Source organism: Mesorhizobium sp. WSM4807, assembly GCF_055811615.1.
In genome coordinates this window covers 86054-102538 of the sequence record NZ_JBVVQY010000001.1, presented here as the reverse complement: position 1 = coordinate 102538, position 16485 = coordinate 86054, and the positions used below count along the sequence as shown (strand labels likewise).

The window sequence follows — 16485 nt, the reverse complement described above, 5'->3', positions numbered from 1 at the left end:
GGCCCGGAAAAGATGCAGCCGCCGAGAAACGTGCCTTCCAGCGCCGCGTACCATGAGCGAATCGACAAGGAAGATGCCGCCGAGCGACTGGCCCGGCTCCTGGTCGACGACGACGATCTTCTAGCCGGCCTCGGCAGTTCCGCCGCGGCGACGAGGCCGGCAAGGCCGGCGCCGACAATGATCACACCGGCATCGTCAGCCATTCTCTCCTCCCCGGGCGCTCCTCCCCGGCTTTGGCGATTTTGTCAGACCGTCTCCCAGCCTTCCTTCTCGCCGGCGCGGAAGATGGCGTCGATGACCTTCTGGTTGAGCACCGATTCCTCCAGCGTAAAGACGCGGTCAGTGCCGCCCTGTGCCGCCCGCACGAACGCCTCGACCTCCAGCCGGTATTGCTGCATCCCGGGGAAGCGGAACACTTGCGCCTCGCTATGGTTCTGGTTGTGCAGCTCGACGCGATGGTGGTCATAGATTCCGGCGTTGAACGGCGAAAGCACCTCGATGAAACCCTTCTCGCCGTGGAATACCATCACCTGCCGCGCCGCCATCTGCGTCGACAGATAGAACGACAATTCGAAGTCGCCGAAATCGGCGCGGATCGAAGAATAGATGTCGGTGCCGAACGTCTTGTCGCGCTCGATCGTCGCCTGGACGCGCAGCGGCTCCTTGCCCGTCGAAAAGCGCGTCGACACCGTCGGGTAGACGCCGATGTCGGGCAGCGCGCCTCCGCCGAGGTCGAGCTGGTTGCGCATGTTCTTGGGATCGACATTGTAGTAGGAAAACGCGCCCTGCACATGGCGCAGCCGGCCGATGGCGCCGTTGGCGATCAGCTCGCGAACCTTGATCCACTGCGGGTGGTAGACGACCATGAAGGCTTCGCAGACGAGCACTTTTTTGGCGTCGCGCAGCTTGATCAGCGGCGGAATGTCCTTGGCATCGAGCGCCAGCGGCTTCTCGACCAGAACATGCTTGCCGGCTTCGATCGCCTTGGCGGTCCATTCGACATGCTGCGCGGTCGGCAGCGGGATGTAGACGCCGTCGACGTCCCTGGATGCGAGCAGCTCGCTATAGGAACCGAAGGCATGGGGCGCGCCGAAACGGTCGGCCAGGGCGCGGGCTTTCGACAGGTCGCGGCTGGCGATCGCCGACAGTACACCGTTCTCCGCCTCGACCATTGCAGGCAAAAGATGCTCGCGGCCGATCTTGGCCGTCGACAAAACACCCCATCGGAACATCAGGCTTCTCCCTCTTTAGATTGCAGTCGTCAGATTGCAGGCGTCGAGGTTTGCCTGAAATCGGCAAAAAAGCCAATGAGAAGCATGGCAGCGAGCAAGGCGATCGTCTGCGGCGTGTTCGGATGCCGGCGCTGCCCCATAGCTTCTCTCCCCCGCTCTCGCGGGGGCGAGGAAGAACCGCTCAGCCCCTTCTACCTGTAAGCGTCATGTCGAAGTCGACGACGTTCGAATAGATCGGAGTGCCGACATCCATGCCGTAGCGCGACCGCAGCACCTTGCCGGTGACATGGAATTTTATCGTGCCTGCCTTGAGACCGGCGAGTTCGGCCGTGAACTTTTCCGAAAAAGTCTTGCCGCGCGCCGTCAGCCGACCGGTGACGAGGGCTGACGTCTCGCCGATGCGTCTCACGCTGGTCGAGCGGAACTGGATTTCCGGGTTGTTGGCGGCGTCGAACACCGCGTCGGAGCGAAGGAAGGCGTCGACGCGGCTCTGGCCGGTGCCGACGCTTTCGGGAAAGATGGTGATATTGACACGGGAGCGTCCGACATCGCTGTTGTCGATGCGGATCGAGCCCTTGAAGCGGGCGAAGGCGCCGGCGAGCCCGCCGCCGCCGGCCTTGCCGACCGAGAAACGGATGCTGGAGCCGGCCGGGCTGATCGTGTAGCTGCCGGCAGCGTCGCTGAGTGCTACCGCCGCGAAAACAGGCATGGCAAGGCACGTGGCGACCGCTGCAAATCCGAAGATGCGCGCAACCATGGGCGTGATCCTTTTCCTGCAGGCAACGCTTCTCTAGCGCCCTCGCCCTATCAACGAATGAGCCGCCTGCTCTATTCCGCGCTGTGATCCGACGAAGGCCTGATCATGCGCGTCAGCACCGCGTCCTTAAGCCAGAAATGATGGCGCAGCGCCGCGACAATATGCAGGGCGACAAGCCCGATGCCGGCATAGGCAAGGTACCAATGCGCCGAGGTCCAGAAGCTTTCCGCCGTGTCCGATTCCGCGAGTGGCAGGTCCGGCATGACGAACAGGTTGAACGGCACGCTCGGTATCTCCAGCATCGACACTGATACCAGTGCCCAGCCGGACAGAGGCAGCGCAAGCTGAAACACGTAGAGCGCAAAATGGACGAGCGGCGCCACGCGGCGCTCTAACGGCCCGACCGAGCGCGGCAGCGCCGGCACCGCATTGCCGAGCCGCCAGGCAATGCGCAGGATCACCAGCCCGAGCACCAGAAAACCCAGGGATTTGTGCAGCTGGATCAGCTCGAAGGCGGTGCGCTGGCTGGACACCCGCATCATAACAAAGCCGAGCACGAACTGGCCGATGAAGATCGCCGCGATCAGCCAGTGGAGGACGATCGCCGCCCAGCCGTAGCGGGTCGTGCTGTTTGTGATCCATGCCGGCATGGGAAGTGAACGAATGCCGGGCCCGCCTTCTTCCATCCTCCCCTGGAGGGTCGCGCAGCAAATGCCGCCAAAGCAGCTTTTGCGAAGCGGGGTCTCGTAGCGCGCTACCCCCACCCCGGCTCGCAGCCTCCGCTTCGCTCCGACCGCGAGCCGACCCTCCCAACAAGGGGGAGGGTGGCTTACCCGCTCATCTTGAAGAAATTGACGAAGGCTCGCAGCGCCGGCCGCATCTGGCGGCGGCTCGGATAGTAGACGAAGAAACCGTCGAAGGGCGGGCACCATTCCTCCAGCACGCGAATGAGCTTGCCGGCGGCAATGGCATCGCGAACATAATCCTCGAACAGGAAGGCAAGGCCGGCGCCGTCGACCGCCGCATTGGCGATCAGATGGTCTTCGTCGAGGATCAATGGTCCTTGCACCGCCATCTCGATCTCCTCGCCGTCCTTCTCGAATTCCCAGCGGTAGAGGATGCCGCTGGAGAAGCGGAAGCGTAGGCAACGGTGACCGGCAAGATCGTGCGGATGGCGCGGCCTGGGCATGGTCGCGAAATAGGATGGCGCGCCGACGACGGCGCCGCGAAGGTTTGGACCGATGCGCACAGCGATCATGTCGCGCTGCAGGCTCTCGCCGAGACGGACGCCGGCGTCGAAGCCGCCTTCGACCACATCGGTGAAGCGATCCTCGATGACGATCTCCAGCACGATGTCGGGATAGGCCGATGCAAAGGCGCCGAGCCGCGGCGTCAGCGCCAGGTGGGCTGCGGTGCGCGGCACGGTCAGCCGGAGATTGCCAGCCGGCCGGTCGCGCGCCTCAAGCGCCGATTCCAGGGCGAGATCGATCTCCGACAGCGCCGGCCTCAGCCGCTCGAGCAGCTGCGCGCCTTCCTCGGTCGGGGCGACGCTGCGCGTGCTGCGCGCCAGGAGCCGCACGCCAAGACGCGCCTCCAGGCTGGAAACCGCGTGGCTGACCGCCGATGGCGCGATGGCGAGCTCCTTGGCCGCGCCGCGAAAGCTGCCGCACTGGGCGACGGTAGCCAGCACTGCAAGTTGGGAAAGATGAGTTCGCTTCATTGATCTATTTCTTGGAACAGCCCGTGCAAATGAGAGCCGATTATCGAACGCGGTGCAAGGCGCTATCTCTGCCGCATCACAACAAGGAGACGCGTGATGCAAACCCGCAAGCTTGGAAATGAACTTGACGTCTATCCGGTCGGCCTCGGCTGCATGGGGATGAGCTTCGGCTATGGCGGCCAGCCGGAGGTGGACGCGATCGCCACACTGCGCCGCGCCGTCGATATCGGCGTCAATTTCTTCGACACGGCCGAGGTCTATGGCCCGTACGAGAATGAGATCCTGCTCGGCAAGGCGTTGAAGCCGGTGCGCGACCAAGTGACGATTGCGACGAAATTCGGCTTCAAGATTCTCGAAGAAGGCAACGGCGTCGAGCGCATGGCGGGTGTCGACAGCCGCCCCGAACACGTCAGGACGGTGGCCGAAGCGTCATTGAAGCGGCTGGGCGTCGAGGTGATTGACCTGTACTACCAGCATCGCGTCGACCCGAATGTGCCGATCGAGGATACGGTCGGCGCCATGGCCGAGCTGGTGCGCGAGGGCAAGGTGCGCGCGCTTGGCCTGTCGGAGGCGAGTGCGGCGACCATCCGCCGGGCGCATGCGGTGCATCCGATATCAGCCGTGCAGAGCGAATATTCGCTGTGGAGCCGCGATCCGGAAGAAGAGGTGTTTGCCGCCTGCCGCGAGCTCGGCATCGGCTTTGTCCCCTACAGCCCGCTCGGCCGCGGCCTGCTGACCGGCACGATCGCCAAGCCCGAGGCTCTCGGCGCCGACGACTGGCGGCGTGGACTACCGCGCTTCCAGGCCGACGCCATGGCGGCCAATGCGGCTGTTATCGCGACGCTGGAGACAATGGCGGCGGACAAGGGCGTGACGCCGGCGCAAATGGCGCTCGCCTGGGTGCTGCATCAGGGCGACTTCATCGTGCCGATCCCCGGCGCGCGAAAAATCCGACATCTGGAACAGAATGCGGCAGCGGCACAGATTGCGCTGAGCCAGGCGGAAGTGGCGGCGATTGGCGACGCCCTGTCGCCGGAGAAGGTGGTCGGCAAGCGCTACACCGAAGAGCTGCTGGCGCTGGTCAACGGGTGAACGGTGATCGACGGAGTAATCGAAACGGGGCGTTTCGGCGCCCCTTTTCGAGCGCCGCGCGATGCAAAAATAATTGCGAGATGTGGGCGCGAGACACCCCCCTCTGTCCTGCCAACTTCCGCGGAGATAGGCTCACCACGGCACAGCAGTGATCGCCATGTGCCCGCAGCCGTCACGCCCGTAGCACGCCACCGGTCTGCTTGTGCACATTCTCGACGATGCGCTTTGCCAGCGCCTCAAAATCCTCGTCGGTCAGCGTCTTTTCGACCGGCTGGATCGACACTTCGATGGCGATCGATTTCCTGGCTGCGCCGAGTGCGGCACCTTCGAAAACATCGAAGACCGAGACGTTGGTGATCAGTTTCCTGTCGGCGGCAAGTGCGGCGCGGGTCAGTGTGCCGGCTTCGACCGCCTTGTCGACGACGAAGGCGAAATCGCGCTTGACCGCCTGGAAGGCGGACAGTTCCAGTCTCGGCTTGGTCCGCGTCGGCTTGGCCTTCGGCTCGGGCACGGCATCGACGAAAACCTCGAAGCCGCAGAGCGGCCCGGAGACGTCCAATTCCTCAAGCGTCTTCGGGTGGAATTCGCCGAACGTGCCGAGAACGACTTTAGGCCCGAGCTTGATCGTGCCGGAACGGCCGGGATGATACCAGGCCGGGCCGCCGGCCTCGATCTGCAGCCGCTCGACCGGCGCGCCGCAGGCTTCGAGTGCTGCGATCGCGTCGGCTTTGGCGTCGAACACGCCGACCGAACCGGCATTGCCGGCCCAATGACGGCCGGAACCGTCGAGCTTCGCCGTGCCGCGCCGCACGCCGGCGGCGACGCGCCGCTGCTGGTCGGCGGCATCGCCCTCATACGTGCCGGAGACTTCGAACAGCGCGACATCGCCGATGCCCTTGTCGGCATTGCGCTGCGCGGCGGCGATCAGGCCCGGCAGCAGCGACGGCCGCATGTCGGACATGTCGGCGGCGATCGGGTTGGCGAGCTTGAGTGCTGTCTGGCCGCCGCCGAACAGTTCGGCATGTTTTGCCGGAATGAACGACCAGGTGACCGCCTCCATCATGCCGCGCACCGCCAGCGCCCGCTTGGCGGCGCGGGTGCGGACCTGCAAGACAGTCAGGATCTTGGCGTTGACGGCATCATGCGCGCCGAGCGGCTGCGGTGCGATATTGTCGACGCCATGTATGCGCATGACTTCCTCGACCAGATCGGCCTTGCCGTCGACATCCGGCCGCCAGGACGGAACCGCCACATTGATGACATCGCCCGCGCCTTCCGGCTTGAAGCCGAGGCGGGCAAGAATGTCGAGGCTTGTCGAGCGCGGTACCTCGATGCCGGTCAGCCGCTTCACTTCCGACAGTGGGAAGGACACGATCTTGGGTTTGTGGCCGCCATAGCCGGCCACCTCGATTTCGGTCGGCGTCCCACCGCAGAAATCCAGCACCAGCTTGGTCGCCAGCTCCACGCCGGGAACCATGAATTCCGGGTCGACGCCGCGCTCGAACCGGTAACGCGCATCGCTGATGATGCCGAGCGTGCGGCCGGTGCGCGCGGTGGTGATCGGATCCCAAAGTGCCGATTCGATCAGCACGTCGGTGGTGTTCTCGTCGCAGCCGGAATGCTCGCCGCCCATGATGCCAGCGATCGATTCGACGCCGTCCTCGTCTGCTATCACGCACATATCAGGCGTCAGCATGTATTCGCGGCCGTCGAGCGCCAGCACCTTTTCGCCATCGCGCGCCCGGCGCACGGTAAGGTTGCCGACGACCTTGCTGGCGTCGAACACATGCAAGGGCCGGCCGCGATCGAAGGTGACGAAATTGGTGATGTCGACCAGCGCGCTGATCGGCCGAAGCCCAATGGCGATCAGCCGCTGCTGCAGCCATTTCGGCGACGGACCGTTCGTCACGCCTTTCACCAATCTCAGGGCGAAGCCGGGGCAGAGCTCCGGGGCTTCGATCGTAACCTTCACCGGGCACATGCCGCTGCCGGCATGCGGCATGATCGCGCCGCCGACGAGGCGGCCGAGCCCGCTCGCCGCCAGATCTCTGGCGATGCCGTACACGCTGGTCGCATCCGGCCGGTTCGGCGTCAGGTTGATCTCGATCAACGGGTCGTCGAGATGCGCATAGGCGGCGAAGCTGGTGCCGACCGGCGCATCCTCCGGCAGGTCGATGATGCCGTCATGCTCTTCCGAAAGTTCCAGCTCGCGCTCGGAGCACATCATGCCGTGGCTTTCGACGCCCCTGATCTTGCCGACCGCTAGTGTCACGTCGATCCCGGGAATATAGGTGCCGGGTGCTGCAAAGGCGCCGACCAGGCCAGCGCGGGCATTGGGTGCACCGCAGACGACCTGCACTGGGGCCTTGCCGTCGCCGGTATCGACCGTCAGCACGCGCAGCCGGTCGGCATCGGGATGCTGCTCCGCCGTCAGCACCCTGGCGATGACGAAGGGTTTTAGGCTCGATCTGTCGTCGACATGCTCGACTTCGAGGCCGATCGAGGTCAGCCGCTCGACGATCTCGGCCAGCGAGGCGTCGGTCTCGAGGTGATCCTTGAGCCAGGAGAGGGTGAGTTTCATGACTGGGTTCCGTCTGATGGTCTGGGCACGCTGGTCTTCAGATGGCGCGGCAGCGCGTCGGGCATGTGCAGGAAGGGAAGCTGCTCGCGCACATGGGCGTGGTGCGTCGGCTTGAAAAAAGCCGGCATGTCCATGGCGCCGAGCATGAAATAAATGTGGTCGGCCAGCCGCTCGTCGACATAGGCGATCGGCGAGCCGCAGATGCCGCAAAAGGAGCGCGTCACCGGGCCATTCTCGAACATCTTTAGCGCCTTGCCCGCAAAGGCGACCTGCTCGGTCAGGAAGCCGACGAAAGCCGACACCGGCGCGCCGCTGGCCCGCCGGCAATCGCCGCAATGGCAATAGCTGACATGGTGCGGTTCGGCCGAAGCCTCGAACCGCACGGCGCCGCAGCGGCAGCCGCCGGTGTGGGCCGCTGTCATGCGCTCAAGCCCCCGAATAGCGTCGGCATGTCGAGCGGCCGGAAACCGTAATGCGACAGCCAGCGCACATCGGCGTCGAAGAAGGCGCGCAGGTCCGGCATGCCGTATTTCAGCATGGCGATGCGATCGATGCCCATGCCCCAGGCAAAGCCCTGATATTCGTCGGGATCGAGCCCGCCATATCTCAGCACATTGGGGTGGACCATGCCGCAGCCGAGGATCTCCATCCAGTCGGAGCCTTCGCCGAAGCGCACCTCGCCCGGCCGCGAACGGTCGCACTGGATGTCGACCTCCATGCTTGGTTCGGTGAACGGGAAGAAGCTCGGCCGGAAGCGCATCTTGACCTGCGGCACCTCGAAGAAGGCCTTGCAGAACTCCTCCAGCACCCATTTCATGTTGGCGACATTGGCTGATCTGTCGATCACCAGCCCCTCGACCTGATGGAACATCGGTGAGTGCGTGGCATCGGAATCCTGCCGGTAGGTTTTTCCGGGAATGACGATGCGGATCGGCGGCTTCTGCAACTCCATGGTGCGGATCTGCACCGGCGAGGTGTGGGTGCGCAAAAGCTTGCGCTCGCCCTTCTCGTCCGGCTGGAAGAAGAAGGTGTCGTGCATCTCGCGCGCCGGATGGCCTTCCGGGAAATTCAGCGCGGTGAAATTGTAATAATCGGTCTCGATATCGGGACCTTCGGCGATGGCAAAGCCAAGGTCGCCGAAAATCGCGGCAATCTCGTCGCTGACCTGGCTGATCGGATGGATGCGGCCACGCTCGGCCGGCGATTGCCGCACCGGCAACGTGACGTCGACCTTTTCCGCCGCGAGCCGTGCGGCGATCGCCACGTCCTTCAGCTCGGCGCGGCGCGCGGTAAGCGCCTCGGTGATGCGGTTCTTGAGGCCGTTGACCTCGGGGCCAAAAATTTGACGCTGTTCCTGCGACATCCCTCCCAGCGATTTCAACAACTCCGAGACCGAGCCTTTTTTGCCCAGCGCCGAGATGCGAACGGCTTCGATCTCGTGCTCATCCGCCGCACCCGCAATCTCCGCCATCAACGCAGTTTCGAGGGTGTCGATATTCCGGTCGTTTAAAGTGATGTTCATCGCAGCTACCAGTTCAAAGATTAAGTCATCGCTGACTTACATCGCGTCACAAAGAAAAACCCGCGCCAGCCCTGCCAGCGCGGGTTTCCCAAATCAAGTGTCGAAGTGCTTGGGAAGGCGCTGGTTAGGCTACAGCGCTTTCAAAAGCGTTCGGCGTGGTGTTCTTGAGGTATTCGAGCGCGACCTTGGCCTTGGCCACGAGGGCGGCAAATGCCTGCGGCTCGTGGATGGCCATGTCCGACAGGATCTTGCGATCAATCTCGATACCGGCCTTGTTGAGACCGTCGATGAAGCGGCCATAGGTCAGGCCATGCTCGTGGGTCGCGGCATTGATGCGCTGGATCCACAGAGCGCGGAACGAACGCTTGCGGTTCTTGCGGTCGCGGTAGGCATACTGCAGCGACTTTTCCACCGCCTGCTTGGCGATGCGAATGGTGTTCTTGCGGCGGCCATAAAAACCCTTGGCGGCTTTCAGGACCTTCTTGTGCTTGGCGTGCGAGGTGACGCCTCTTTTTACGCGTGCCATGTCATGATCTCCTTAAAACGTTGTCCAGACCGAATGCCTCAGAGGCCGTTCGGCAGAAAATTCTTGATGACCTTCTTGCCATCCGGTTCAGCCAGAACCATCGTGCCGCGGGCATTTCGAATGAACTTGTTGGAACGCTTGATCATGCCGTGACGCTTGCCGGCCGCAGCCGACAGGACTTTACCCGTACCTGTGATCTTGAACCGCTTTTTGGCGGCTGACTTGGTCTTCATCTTGGGCATTTTGCTACTCCGTTATGTGCGCATCATCGCGCTTTTTGTTCGCTTCAGGCCGACCAAAGCCCGAAAAGCAAATGAAACCGCCACGGCATGCCCTGCCGGGCGGTTTTTGGGAACGGCGGTGCTATACGTCAAAGCGGGCCGGCGCGCAACACCTGCAAGGATGCGACGCTCTGTCCAGTGTCAGGTATTCCCATGACCTTATCCGAACTGGAGGTCAGCGCAGCAAAACCGGTTCCCACTTTGGCCGTCGCACACCTTCGGTTCGGGATCTTGCCTATGGGAGACGAAAAAGCACCGGCAGTATGCCCGATAGTTGGGCGCCGTCGATCGATTCGAAAAACGGCAGGGCAACGAGGAATACCAGTCCGTCCAGCAGCGTCGTCCGCAGCAGGCGCGGCTTGAAGCTGCCGGTATCGCCTTCCTGATACAGCGAAAGCTTCGGGAAGAAGCGCGGCACCCGCGCCATATAGGCCTGGAATGGAGTACCGAAGGCCTCCTTCAGGAACTTCTCTTCGCGCAGGATGACGACATGAAAGGCGGCGGCGCAAACCACCGCGAAGCCGGCCGCCGCAGTGATTGAGCCCATCTGCGCGCCGACGCCGGCGGCAGCTATCGAGGAGAAGACATAGAGCGGATTGCGGGTGATCGAATAGGGTCCGCCGGTAACCACTTGGGAGGATTTGCGTCCGCCGATATAGAGCGTCGACCACAAGCGCCCGACAATGCCGAGAAAGATCAGCAGAACGCCGACCATTTCGATCGTTTCGTGCGGCACGCTTTCGGGAGGAAAAGTAGACTGGCCAAACAGCAGCGCTGCGAACATGACGACGACGAGGGCGGCAAGCACCATCCTGCGCGCGTGCTGATATCTGCTCAGCGCACGCCTGGCCTGCGCTTGCTCGGCCCGTGCCGATTTGACTTCATTGAGCATGTCGGGAATCCGATCGTCGAGGAACTTCGCCGGCGATCGCAGCTTCTGGCCAAGAAAACAGGCGTCCCGCCGATCGCCGGGACGCCTTGCAAGATGATTCAGGCGAATTTAATGCATGTCGCCCAAAAGCCTGCCCACGGGCTTCACCCGAGGTGCGCAGCGGTTTTGGGACAACGACGCGCGAGGAAAAGAAGCGAGAAGGCGGGTAGCATGTCGCCTCCTTTGCCTGCCCATCCCGCTCAATACAGCCAGAAGAGGACGGGAATTACCCCGCTTTCCTGTCCGGACTCGATGAGTTCGAAAAACGGTATGGAAGCCACGAACATCAAGCCGTCGCGCAGCGTATGATTGAAGATGCGCGGTGTGAAGGTGACTTCGGCCTGATCGCGATAAAGCCGGGGATTGGGAAAAAACCGCGGCACCCGTGCGATGTAGTCCTTGTACGGCGCCCCGAGCACGGTGGTCAAATGCCGTTCCTCGCGCAGCGTGACGATGTAGAACGCGGCCGCGCACAAAACCGCCGACGCCACCGAGACGATCACGCTGCCGGTCTGGGCGCCGATGCCGGCGGCCGCTACGGTGGAGAAAAAATACAGCGGGTTGCGCATCACCGAATATGGGCCGGTAGCAACCACTTCGGCCGACTTGCGGCCGCCGATATAGAGGATCGACCAGAGCCGGCCGCCGATCCCGATCAGTATCAGGGCGATCCCGTACTGCCCCTCTATGCGTTCGTGGCCTAGTTCATCGTGCGTGGAGCCGCCGAAGATCAGCAAAGCGCAAAAAGCTCCGATCAGCAGCGCCAGCAGGACGCGCCGGCGCCGCTGATAGCGGCCCATTTCGTCGAACGACTTTTCAATCGGAGAACGTGCCGCAGCGGCCATGGGACAATCCTTTCGCCGCGAGGACCGGCAACCAGAATCCTTGTCGCTGCACCTTGCGGAGAAATCATGGCGAAGACAAAAACAACAAAAGGCCGCCGAAGCGGCCTTTGCTTTTGACGGGATCGCTTTAGCGGGGCGCCAGCACCATCATCATCTGGCGGCCTTCGAGCTTTGGTTCGGCTTCGACCTTGGCGATCGGCGCCACTTCCTCGCGAACCTTGTTCAGAAGCTGCATGCCGAGTTCCATATGCGCCATTTCGCGGCCGCGAAAGCGCAATGTCAGCTTGACCTTGTCACCTTCCTCGAAAAACCGCCGGACCGCTTTCATCTTGGTCTCGTAATCATGGCTGTCGATGTTCGGGCGCATCTTGATCTCCTTGATCTCGATGACCTTCTGGTTCTTGCGCGCCTCAGCCGCCTTCTTCTGGTTGGCGTATTTCAGCTTGCCGAGATCGAGAATTTTTACGACGGGCGGCACTGCGTTGGGCGATATCTCGACCAGATCGAGCCCAGCCTCTTCGGCGAGCAGCAATGCGTCGTTGATGGAGACATCGCCATGGTTGTGGCCTTCGGCGTCGATAAGTTGGACCCGGGGAACCCGGATGTCACGGTTGGAGCGCGGGCCCTCCTTGGTGGGCGCCGTTGCTTTGAAAGGTCTGCGAATGGTCGTGGTCTCCTTGAGCCGTTTCGTTCAGGGTTTTCAATTCAGATTGCGAACGCGCCAATGTGGTGAGCGCGCGGCCGGAGTCAATAGCACAGCGTTCACAGGAAATCACCTGTTCCCTGACTTCAGCCTGTACCAAACGAAGAAAGTTGCCGAGCACTTTTCGTTGAACCGCCAGCTGTGTCAAAAGACCTGCGTGAGGAGTGAGCCATGATCGCACCGGTTTTTCTCGACGTCGACGGAACCAGCATCGCTGTCAGGCGCGCTGCGGGTGCCGCGCCAGGCATTGTCTGGCTCGGCGGCTACAAGTCGGACATGCTGGGCACCAAAGCCGAGAAGCTGGCGGAATGGGCGAGCGGACAAGGCCGGGCATTCCTGCGCCACGACTATTCCGGCCATGGCGAATCGGACGGCGCCTTTGCCGATGGCACCGTCTCGAAATGGCTTTCGCAAAGCCTCGCCGTCTTCCACCATTTCACCCTAGGCAGGCAGATCCTGGTGGGCTCCTCGATGGGCGCATGGATAGCGCTACGCATGGTCCAGGAATTGCGCCAGGAATTGCACAAGTCGCACGAGAACCGCATCGCCGGCCTGGTGCTTCTGGCGCCGGCGGCGGATTTCACCGCAGAGCTGGTCGAGCCGGCGCTGACCAAAGCGCAGAAGCGCGATCTTGCCAAAAAGGGTTATTTCGAGGAGCCGTCGGACTATTCGGCCGAGCCTTACATCTACACCCGTGCGCTGATCGAGGACGGCCGCAACAACCTGACAATGAACGGGCCGATCGACACCCACTGCCCCGTCCACATATTGCAAGGGCTGGCCGATGCAGACGTGCCGCCGAGCCATGCGCTGAAACTGGTCGGCCTGCTGCCGGCCGACGACGTCACGCTGTCGCTGATCCCCGACGGCGACCACCGCCTGTCGCGGCCTCAGGATCTAGACATGCTGGTGCGGGCGGTCGACGCCATGGTGCGGCAGGCATGCTAAGAGACATGCGCATTCGTCGCGGCCGGCTGCAGCCCTCCTGGAATCCTGCCCTGTCTGCCGGCGGACGCGGATGTCGTCAGAGGGATACGTGCTGCAACTAAAAAGCATTCAGCCGTTGCGGAATGTGTAAGCATATCCGTTGATGGCTGGAGCACCGCCGAGGTGGGCGTAGAGCACCTTGGATCCCTTGGGAAAATAACCCTTCCTCACGAGATCGATCGTGCCCTGCATGGATTTTCCCTCGTAAACCGGATCCGTGATCATGCCTTCGAGGCGCGCGCAGAGACGGATTGCTTCCTTCGTCTCCTGAGAGGGGACGCCGTAGACCGGGTAGGCATAATCCTCGATCAGGACGACATCATCCTCATTGAGCTCCTTGCCGAGTTCGACCAGCGTCGCGGTGTTCTGCGCAATGTTGAGTACCTGCGCCTTGGTCTGCGCCGGGGTGCAGGATGCGTCGATGCCGATCACGTTGCGTTCGCGGCCGTCCTTGGCGAAGCCGACCAGCATGCCAGCATGAGTTGAACCGGTGACGGTACAAACGACGATGTAGTCGAAGGCAAAGCCGAGTTCCTTCTCCTGCGCGCGGACCTCCTCGGCGAAGCCGACATAACCCAGGCCGCCATATTTATGCACCGAAGCCCCGGCCGGAATCGGATAAGGCTTGCCACCCTTCGCCTTCACATCCGCGATCGCCTGCTCCCAGCTTTCCCTAATTCCGATATCGAAGCCCTCATCGACCATCTGGACATCAGCGCCCATAATCCGGCTCAAAAGGATGTTGCCGACGCGATCGTAGATGGCATCTTCATGGGGTACCCAGCTTTCCTGCACGAGGCGGCATTTCATGCCGATCTTCGCCGCGACGGCCGCCACCATGCGCGTATGGTTGGATTGAACGCCGCCGATCGAGACCAGCGTGTCGGCGTTTGAGGCGATCGCGTCCGGGATGATGTATTCGAGCTTGCGCAATTTGTTGCCGCCGAAGGCGAGGCCGGAATTGCAATCCTCTCGCTTGGCGTAGAGATCGACCTTCCCGCCGAGGTGAGCGCCGAGCCGCTCCAGTTTCTCGATATGGGTCGGCCCGAAGGTGAGCGGATAGCGTTCGAATTTCTCGAGCATGAGAGTGCCCTCTCTTGTTCCTGTTCATTGCGATGTGATGCGGTGAACACTACCATCTTTGCCTTGAAAGGTGCTCTCAAAGATCGGACCTGAAATGTCCGAGGCATCGCCTAACAGCGCGGAATTGTCATATAGCTTCAATTTTCAACTCCAATATCGGAAGAATCTTCCATGCGAGCACCGCTCGACCGGATCGACCTGAAAATGTTGCGCCTGCTCCAGGACAACGGACGACTGACCAATGCAGAGCTGGCGCAGTCGGTCGCTGTCAGCCCGGCGACGTGCCACCGCCGCACGCAGCGCTTGTTCGATGAAGGCTTCATCAGCCATGTCAGGGCGGTGGTGATACCGCAGAAAGTCGACAGAGGCGCGCTGGTGATGGTTGGCGTCGTCCTCGACCGCTCGACCCCGGAGAGTTTCGCGGATTTCGAGACGGCCGTCGCGAAACTGAAATTCATCCTCGATTGCCATCTGGTGGCGGGCGACTTCGACTATTTTCTGAAGATCAGGGTCGGCGACATGGCGGATTTCAACCGAATTCACGGAGACCAGTTGATCGCATTGCCCGGCGTTCGCCAGACGAGAACCTTCTTCGTGATGAAAGAGGTCGTCGATAACGCACCCCTGGATTTTTGAAACGGACATCCGAAGCATCAAGTCAATGCACCGGCGCCGGACTTTCGCTGCAGAACCGTCGGCCACCTTGCTTGCCGGCCTGGTCGTTCTTTCCCTTGAAACGCTCAAAAAGCGATAATCATTTCAGATGTTTGTCCGGTTTTGGCTGTGACTGTCTTGAATAGCCGTTTTTCCCTTCCCATTTCGATTCCACGCAGCCGGGATTGGCTGTCTCCAACTGAAGGATTGGGAGAAAATGAACACATCTGCATTGATCCGTCCGGCCTGGACACCGGCGACCATCGCACTGATGGTGATCGGCTTTATGGTGTTCTGGCCGCTCGGCCTCGCCATGCTCGCCTACATCATCTGGGGCGACCGGCTTGAAGGCTTCAAGCGCGACGTCAACCGTGCCACCGACGGCATCTTCGCCGGCTGCCGCCGCGGTTCTGACAGAGCGGCGCGCTGGGGCTACGGCTCCGCCCGCACCGGCAACGTCGCGTTCGACGACTGGCGCGAAAAGGAACTTGAGCGGCTCAATGAAGAGCGCCACAAGCTCGACGAGATGTTGAGCGAGTTCGATGAATATGCCAGGGAATTGCGTCGCGCCAAGGACCAGGAAGAGTTCGACCGCTTCATGGCGAACCGCAACAAGTCGACGTCGCCTACAACAGGTGGATCGACCGGCTCGACGGGGACCGGCAAACGCGGTGGCAAACCCACGCCAGGCCTACTGGACGAGTAAGAGCCTTGCCCCGATAAATAATCAAAAACGGCGTCGCGTCAGCGGCGCCGTTTCTTTTTTGTTCTATTCGTTTTCCTCGAATCACGTATCGTCCCGCCATGTCATTCGGCTTCCTCCGCAACCTGACCAAACCCAGGCCCGCCCCCGTCGTGGAGCGGGAGCATTGTGTTGCCGGCCGCACGCTGCCACTCAAGATCGTCGAGAGCGACCGCGCGCGGCGCCTGACGCTGCGGATCGATTCCGGCGGCCGCGGCTTGCGCATCACCGTGCCGCCGGGCCTGCGCCGTGGCGAGGTGGAAAAATTCCTCGACCGCCATCAGGACTGGCTGGAACAGCGGCTGGCCAAGGTGCCCAACCGCCCGCAGGTGCGGCCCGGCATCAAAATACCGGTGCGCGGCGTGCCGCATCGCATTGTTCATGAGCCCTCGAAACGCGGTACCGTCACGCTGTCGTGCGACGAACGCGGTCCGCTGATGATCGTGCATGGCGAGCGCGTGCACCTGCCGCGCCGCATCGCCGATTTCCTCAAGCGCGAGGCCAAGCGCGAGATCGAGCGGTTGGTGGTCAGGCACACCGGGACGATCGGCAAGCGCGCCAAGGCGATCCGCTTCAAGGACACGTCGAGCCGCTGGGGCTCGTGCACTTCCGACGGCAATTTGTCCTTCTCCTGGCGCATCATGATGGCGCCATCGCCTGTTATAAACTACCTCGTCGCGCATGAGGTGGCGCATCTCAAGGAGATGAACCACGGCCCGAAATTCTGGAAATTGTGCGAGCAGCTTTGCCCGGACACCGAGCGCTGCAAGGACTGGCTCAAGCGCAATGGCGGCGCGCTGCAAGCGATCATGTTCGATTAGATCGCCCG

18 protein-coding genes and 1 pseudogene are annotated in these 16485 nt (G+C 62.2%); 5 read left to right on the top strand and 14 right to left on the bottom strand.

Annotated elements, in window-relative coordinates:
- Window positions 1–57: 57 nt before the first annotated feature.
- From AC0L3N_RS00495 to AC0L3N_RS00475, 5 genes and pseudogenes are all read right to left on the bottom strand, one after another.
- Window positions 58–203, bottom strand: a pseudogene (locus AC0L3N_RS00495) (FAD-binding protein); the annotation flags it as partial.
- Window positions 204–245: 42 nt separating this feature from the next.
- Window positions 246–1232 carry a Gfo/Idh/MocA family protein gene (locus AC0L3N_RS00490; protein WP_192361188.1) on the bottom strand — a complete coding sequence of 329 codons (987 nt, stop codon included), beginning with the start codon at window positions 1230–1232 and terminating at the stop codon, window positions 246–248.
- A 181-nt stretch (window positions 1233–1413) separates the two neighbouring features.
- On the bottom strand, window positions 1414–1989 hold the full coding sequence (locus AC0L3N_RS00485; protein ID WP_473544790.1) for a YceI family protein: 576 nt from the start codon (window positions 1987–1989) through the stop codon (window positions 1414–1416).
- Window positions 1990–2060: 71 nt separating this feature from the next.
- Window positions 2061–2639, bottom strand: a complete 579-nt coding sequence (locus tag AC0L3N_RS00480) for a cytochrome b (protein WP_123146269.1) — start codon at window positions 2637–2639, stop codon at window positions 2061–2063.
- A 179-nt stretch (window positions 2640–2818) separates the two neighbouring features.
- On the bottom strand, window positions 2819–3709 hold the full coding sequence (locus tag AC0L3N_RS00475) for a LysR family transcriptional regulator (protein ID WP_473544788.1): 891 nt from the start codon (window positions 3707–3709) through the stop codon (window positions 2819–2821).
- A gap of 96 nt (window positions 3710–3805) precedes the next feature.
- Here AC0L3N_RS00475 and AC0L3N_RS00470 point away from each other — a divergent pair, with 96 nt between their 5' ends.
- Entirely contained in the window at window positions 3806–4801 is a 996-nt protein-coding gene (locus AC0L3N_RS00470) for an aldo/keto reductase (protein WP_473544786.1), read from the top strand.
- Between the two features lie 172 nt (window positions 4802–4973).
- On the opposite strand, the gene pheT is transcribed toward AC0L3N_RS00470, so the two are convergent.
- From pheT to infC, 8 genes are all read right to left on the bottom strand, one after another.
- Entirely contained in the window at window positions 4974–7382 is a 2409-nt protein-coding gene (gene pheT, locus AC0L3N_RS00465; protein ID WP_473544784.1) for a phenylalanine--tRNA ligase subunit beta, read from the bottom strand.
- Window positions 7379–7804 carry a GFA family protein gene (locus AC0L3N_RS00460; protein WP_473544782.1) on the bottom strand — a complete coding sequence of 142 codons (426 nt, stop codon included), beginning with the start codon at window positions 7802–7804 and terminating at the stop codon, window positions 7379–7381. Before AC0L3N_RS00460 ends, pheT begins: the two co-directional genes overlap by 4 nt.
- On the bottom strand, window positions 7801–8904 hold the full coding sequence (gene pheS, locus AC0L3N_RS00455; RefSeq protein WP_473544780.1) for a phenylalanine--tRNA ligase subunit alpha: 1104 nt from the start codon (window positions 8902–8904) through the stop codon (window positions 7801–7803). Before pheS ends, AC0L3N_RS00460 begins: the two co-directional genes overlap by 4 nt.
- Before the next feature lie 124 nt (window positions 8905–9028).
- On the bottom strand, window positions 9029–9430 hold the full coding sequence (gene rplT, locus AC0L3N_RS00450; protein WP_006201247.1) for a 50S ribosomal protein L20: 402 nt from the start codon (window positions 9428–9430) through the stop codon (window positions 9029–9031).
- Window positions 9431–9468: 38 nt separating this feature from the next.
- Window positions 9469–9672, bottom strand: a complete 204-nt coding sequence (gene rpmI, locus AC0L3N_RS00445) for a 50S ribosomal protein L35 (RefSeq protein WP_006201248.1) — start codon at window positions 9670–9672, stop codon at window positions 9469–9471.
- A gap of 274 nt (window positions 9673–9946) precedes the next feature.
- Window positions 9947–10603 (bottom strand): methyltransferase family protein, encoded by a 657-nt coding sequence (locus AC0L3N_RS00440; protein WP_473544778.1) that lies wholly within the window; start codon window positions 10601–10603, stop codon window positions 9947–9949.
- A gap of 239 nt (window positions 10604–10842) precedes the next feature.
- Window positions 10843–11487 carry a methyltransferase family protein gene (locus AC0L3N_RS00435; protein ID WP_123146263.1) on the bottom strand — a complete coding sequence of 215 codons (645 nt, stop codon included), beginning with the start codon at window positions 11485–11487 and terminating at the stop codon, window positions 10843–10845.
- Window positions 11488–11614: 127 nt separating this feature from the next.
- The gene (infC, locus tag AC0L3N_RS00430) at window positions 11615–12151 is read right to left on the bottom strand and encodes a translation initiation factor IF-3 (RefSeq protein WP_077374810.1); all 537 of its coding nucleotides are present in this window, start codon (window positions 12149–12151) and stop codon (window positions 11615–11617) included.
- A 210-nt stretch (window positions 12152–12361) separates the two neighbouring features.
- On the opposite strand from infC, the gene AC0L3N_RS00425 reads away from it, so the two are divergent.
- Entirely contained in the window at window positions 12362–13138 is a 777-nt protein-coding gene (locus AC0L3N_RS00425) for an alpha/beta hydrolase (RefSeq protein ID WP_473544776.1), read from the top strand.
- 108 nt (window positions 13139–13246) lie between these two features.
- Here the strand turns inward: AC0L3N_RS00425 and AC0L3N_RS00420 are convergent, their stop codons facing one another.
- Window positions 13247–14260, bottom strand: a complete 1014-nt coding sequence (locus AC0L3N_RS00420; protein ID WP_123146261.1) for a 1-aminocyclopropane-1-carboxylate deaminase — start codon at window positions 14258–14260, stop codon at window positions 13247–13249.
- A 171-nt stretch (window positions 14261–14431) separates the two neighbouring features.
- Between AC0L3N_RS00420 and AC0L3N_RS00415 the strand changes: the two genes are divergently transcribed.
- From AC0L3N_RS00415 to AC0L3N_RS00405, 3 genes are all read left to right on the top strand, one after another.
- On the top strand, window positions 14432–14896 hold the full coding sequence (locus tag AC0L3N_RS00415; protein ID WP_473544774.1) for an Lrp/AsnC family transcriptional regulator: 465 nt from the start codon (window positions 14432–14434) through the stop codon (window positions 14894–14896).
- Between the two features lie 235 nt (window positions 14897–15131).
- Window positions 15132–15620, top strand: a complete 489-nt coding sequence (locus AC0L3N_RS00410) for a DUF2852 domain-containing protein (protein ID WP_473544772.1) — start codon at window positions 15132–15134, stop codon at window positions 15618–15620.
- A 98-nt stretch (window positions 15621–15718) separates the two neighbouring features.
- Window positions 15719–16477 carry a M48 family metallopeptidase gene (locus AC0L3N_RS00405; protein WP_123146258.1) on the top strand — a complete coding sequence of 253 codons (759 nt, stop codon included), beginning with the start codon at window positions 15719–15721 and terminating at the stop codon, window positions 16475–16477.
- Window positions 16478–16485 lie beyond the last annotated feature (8 nt).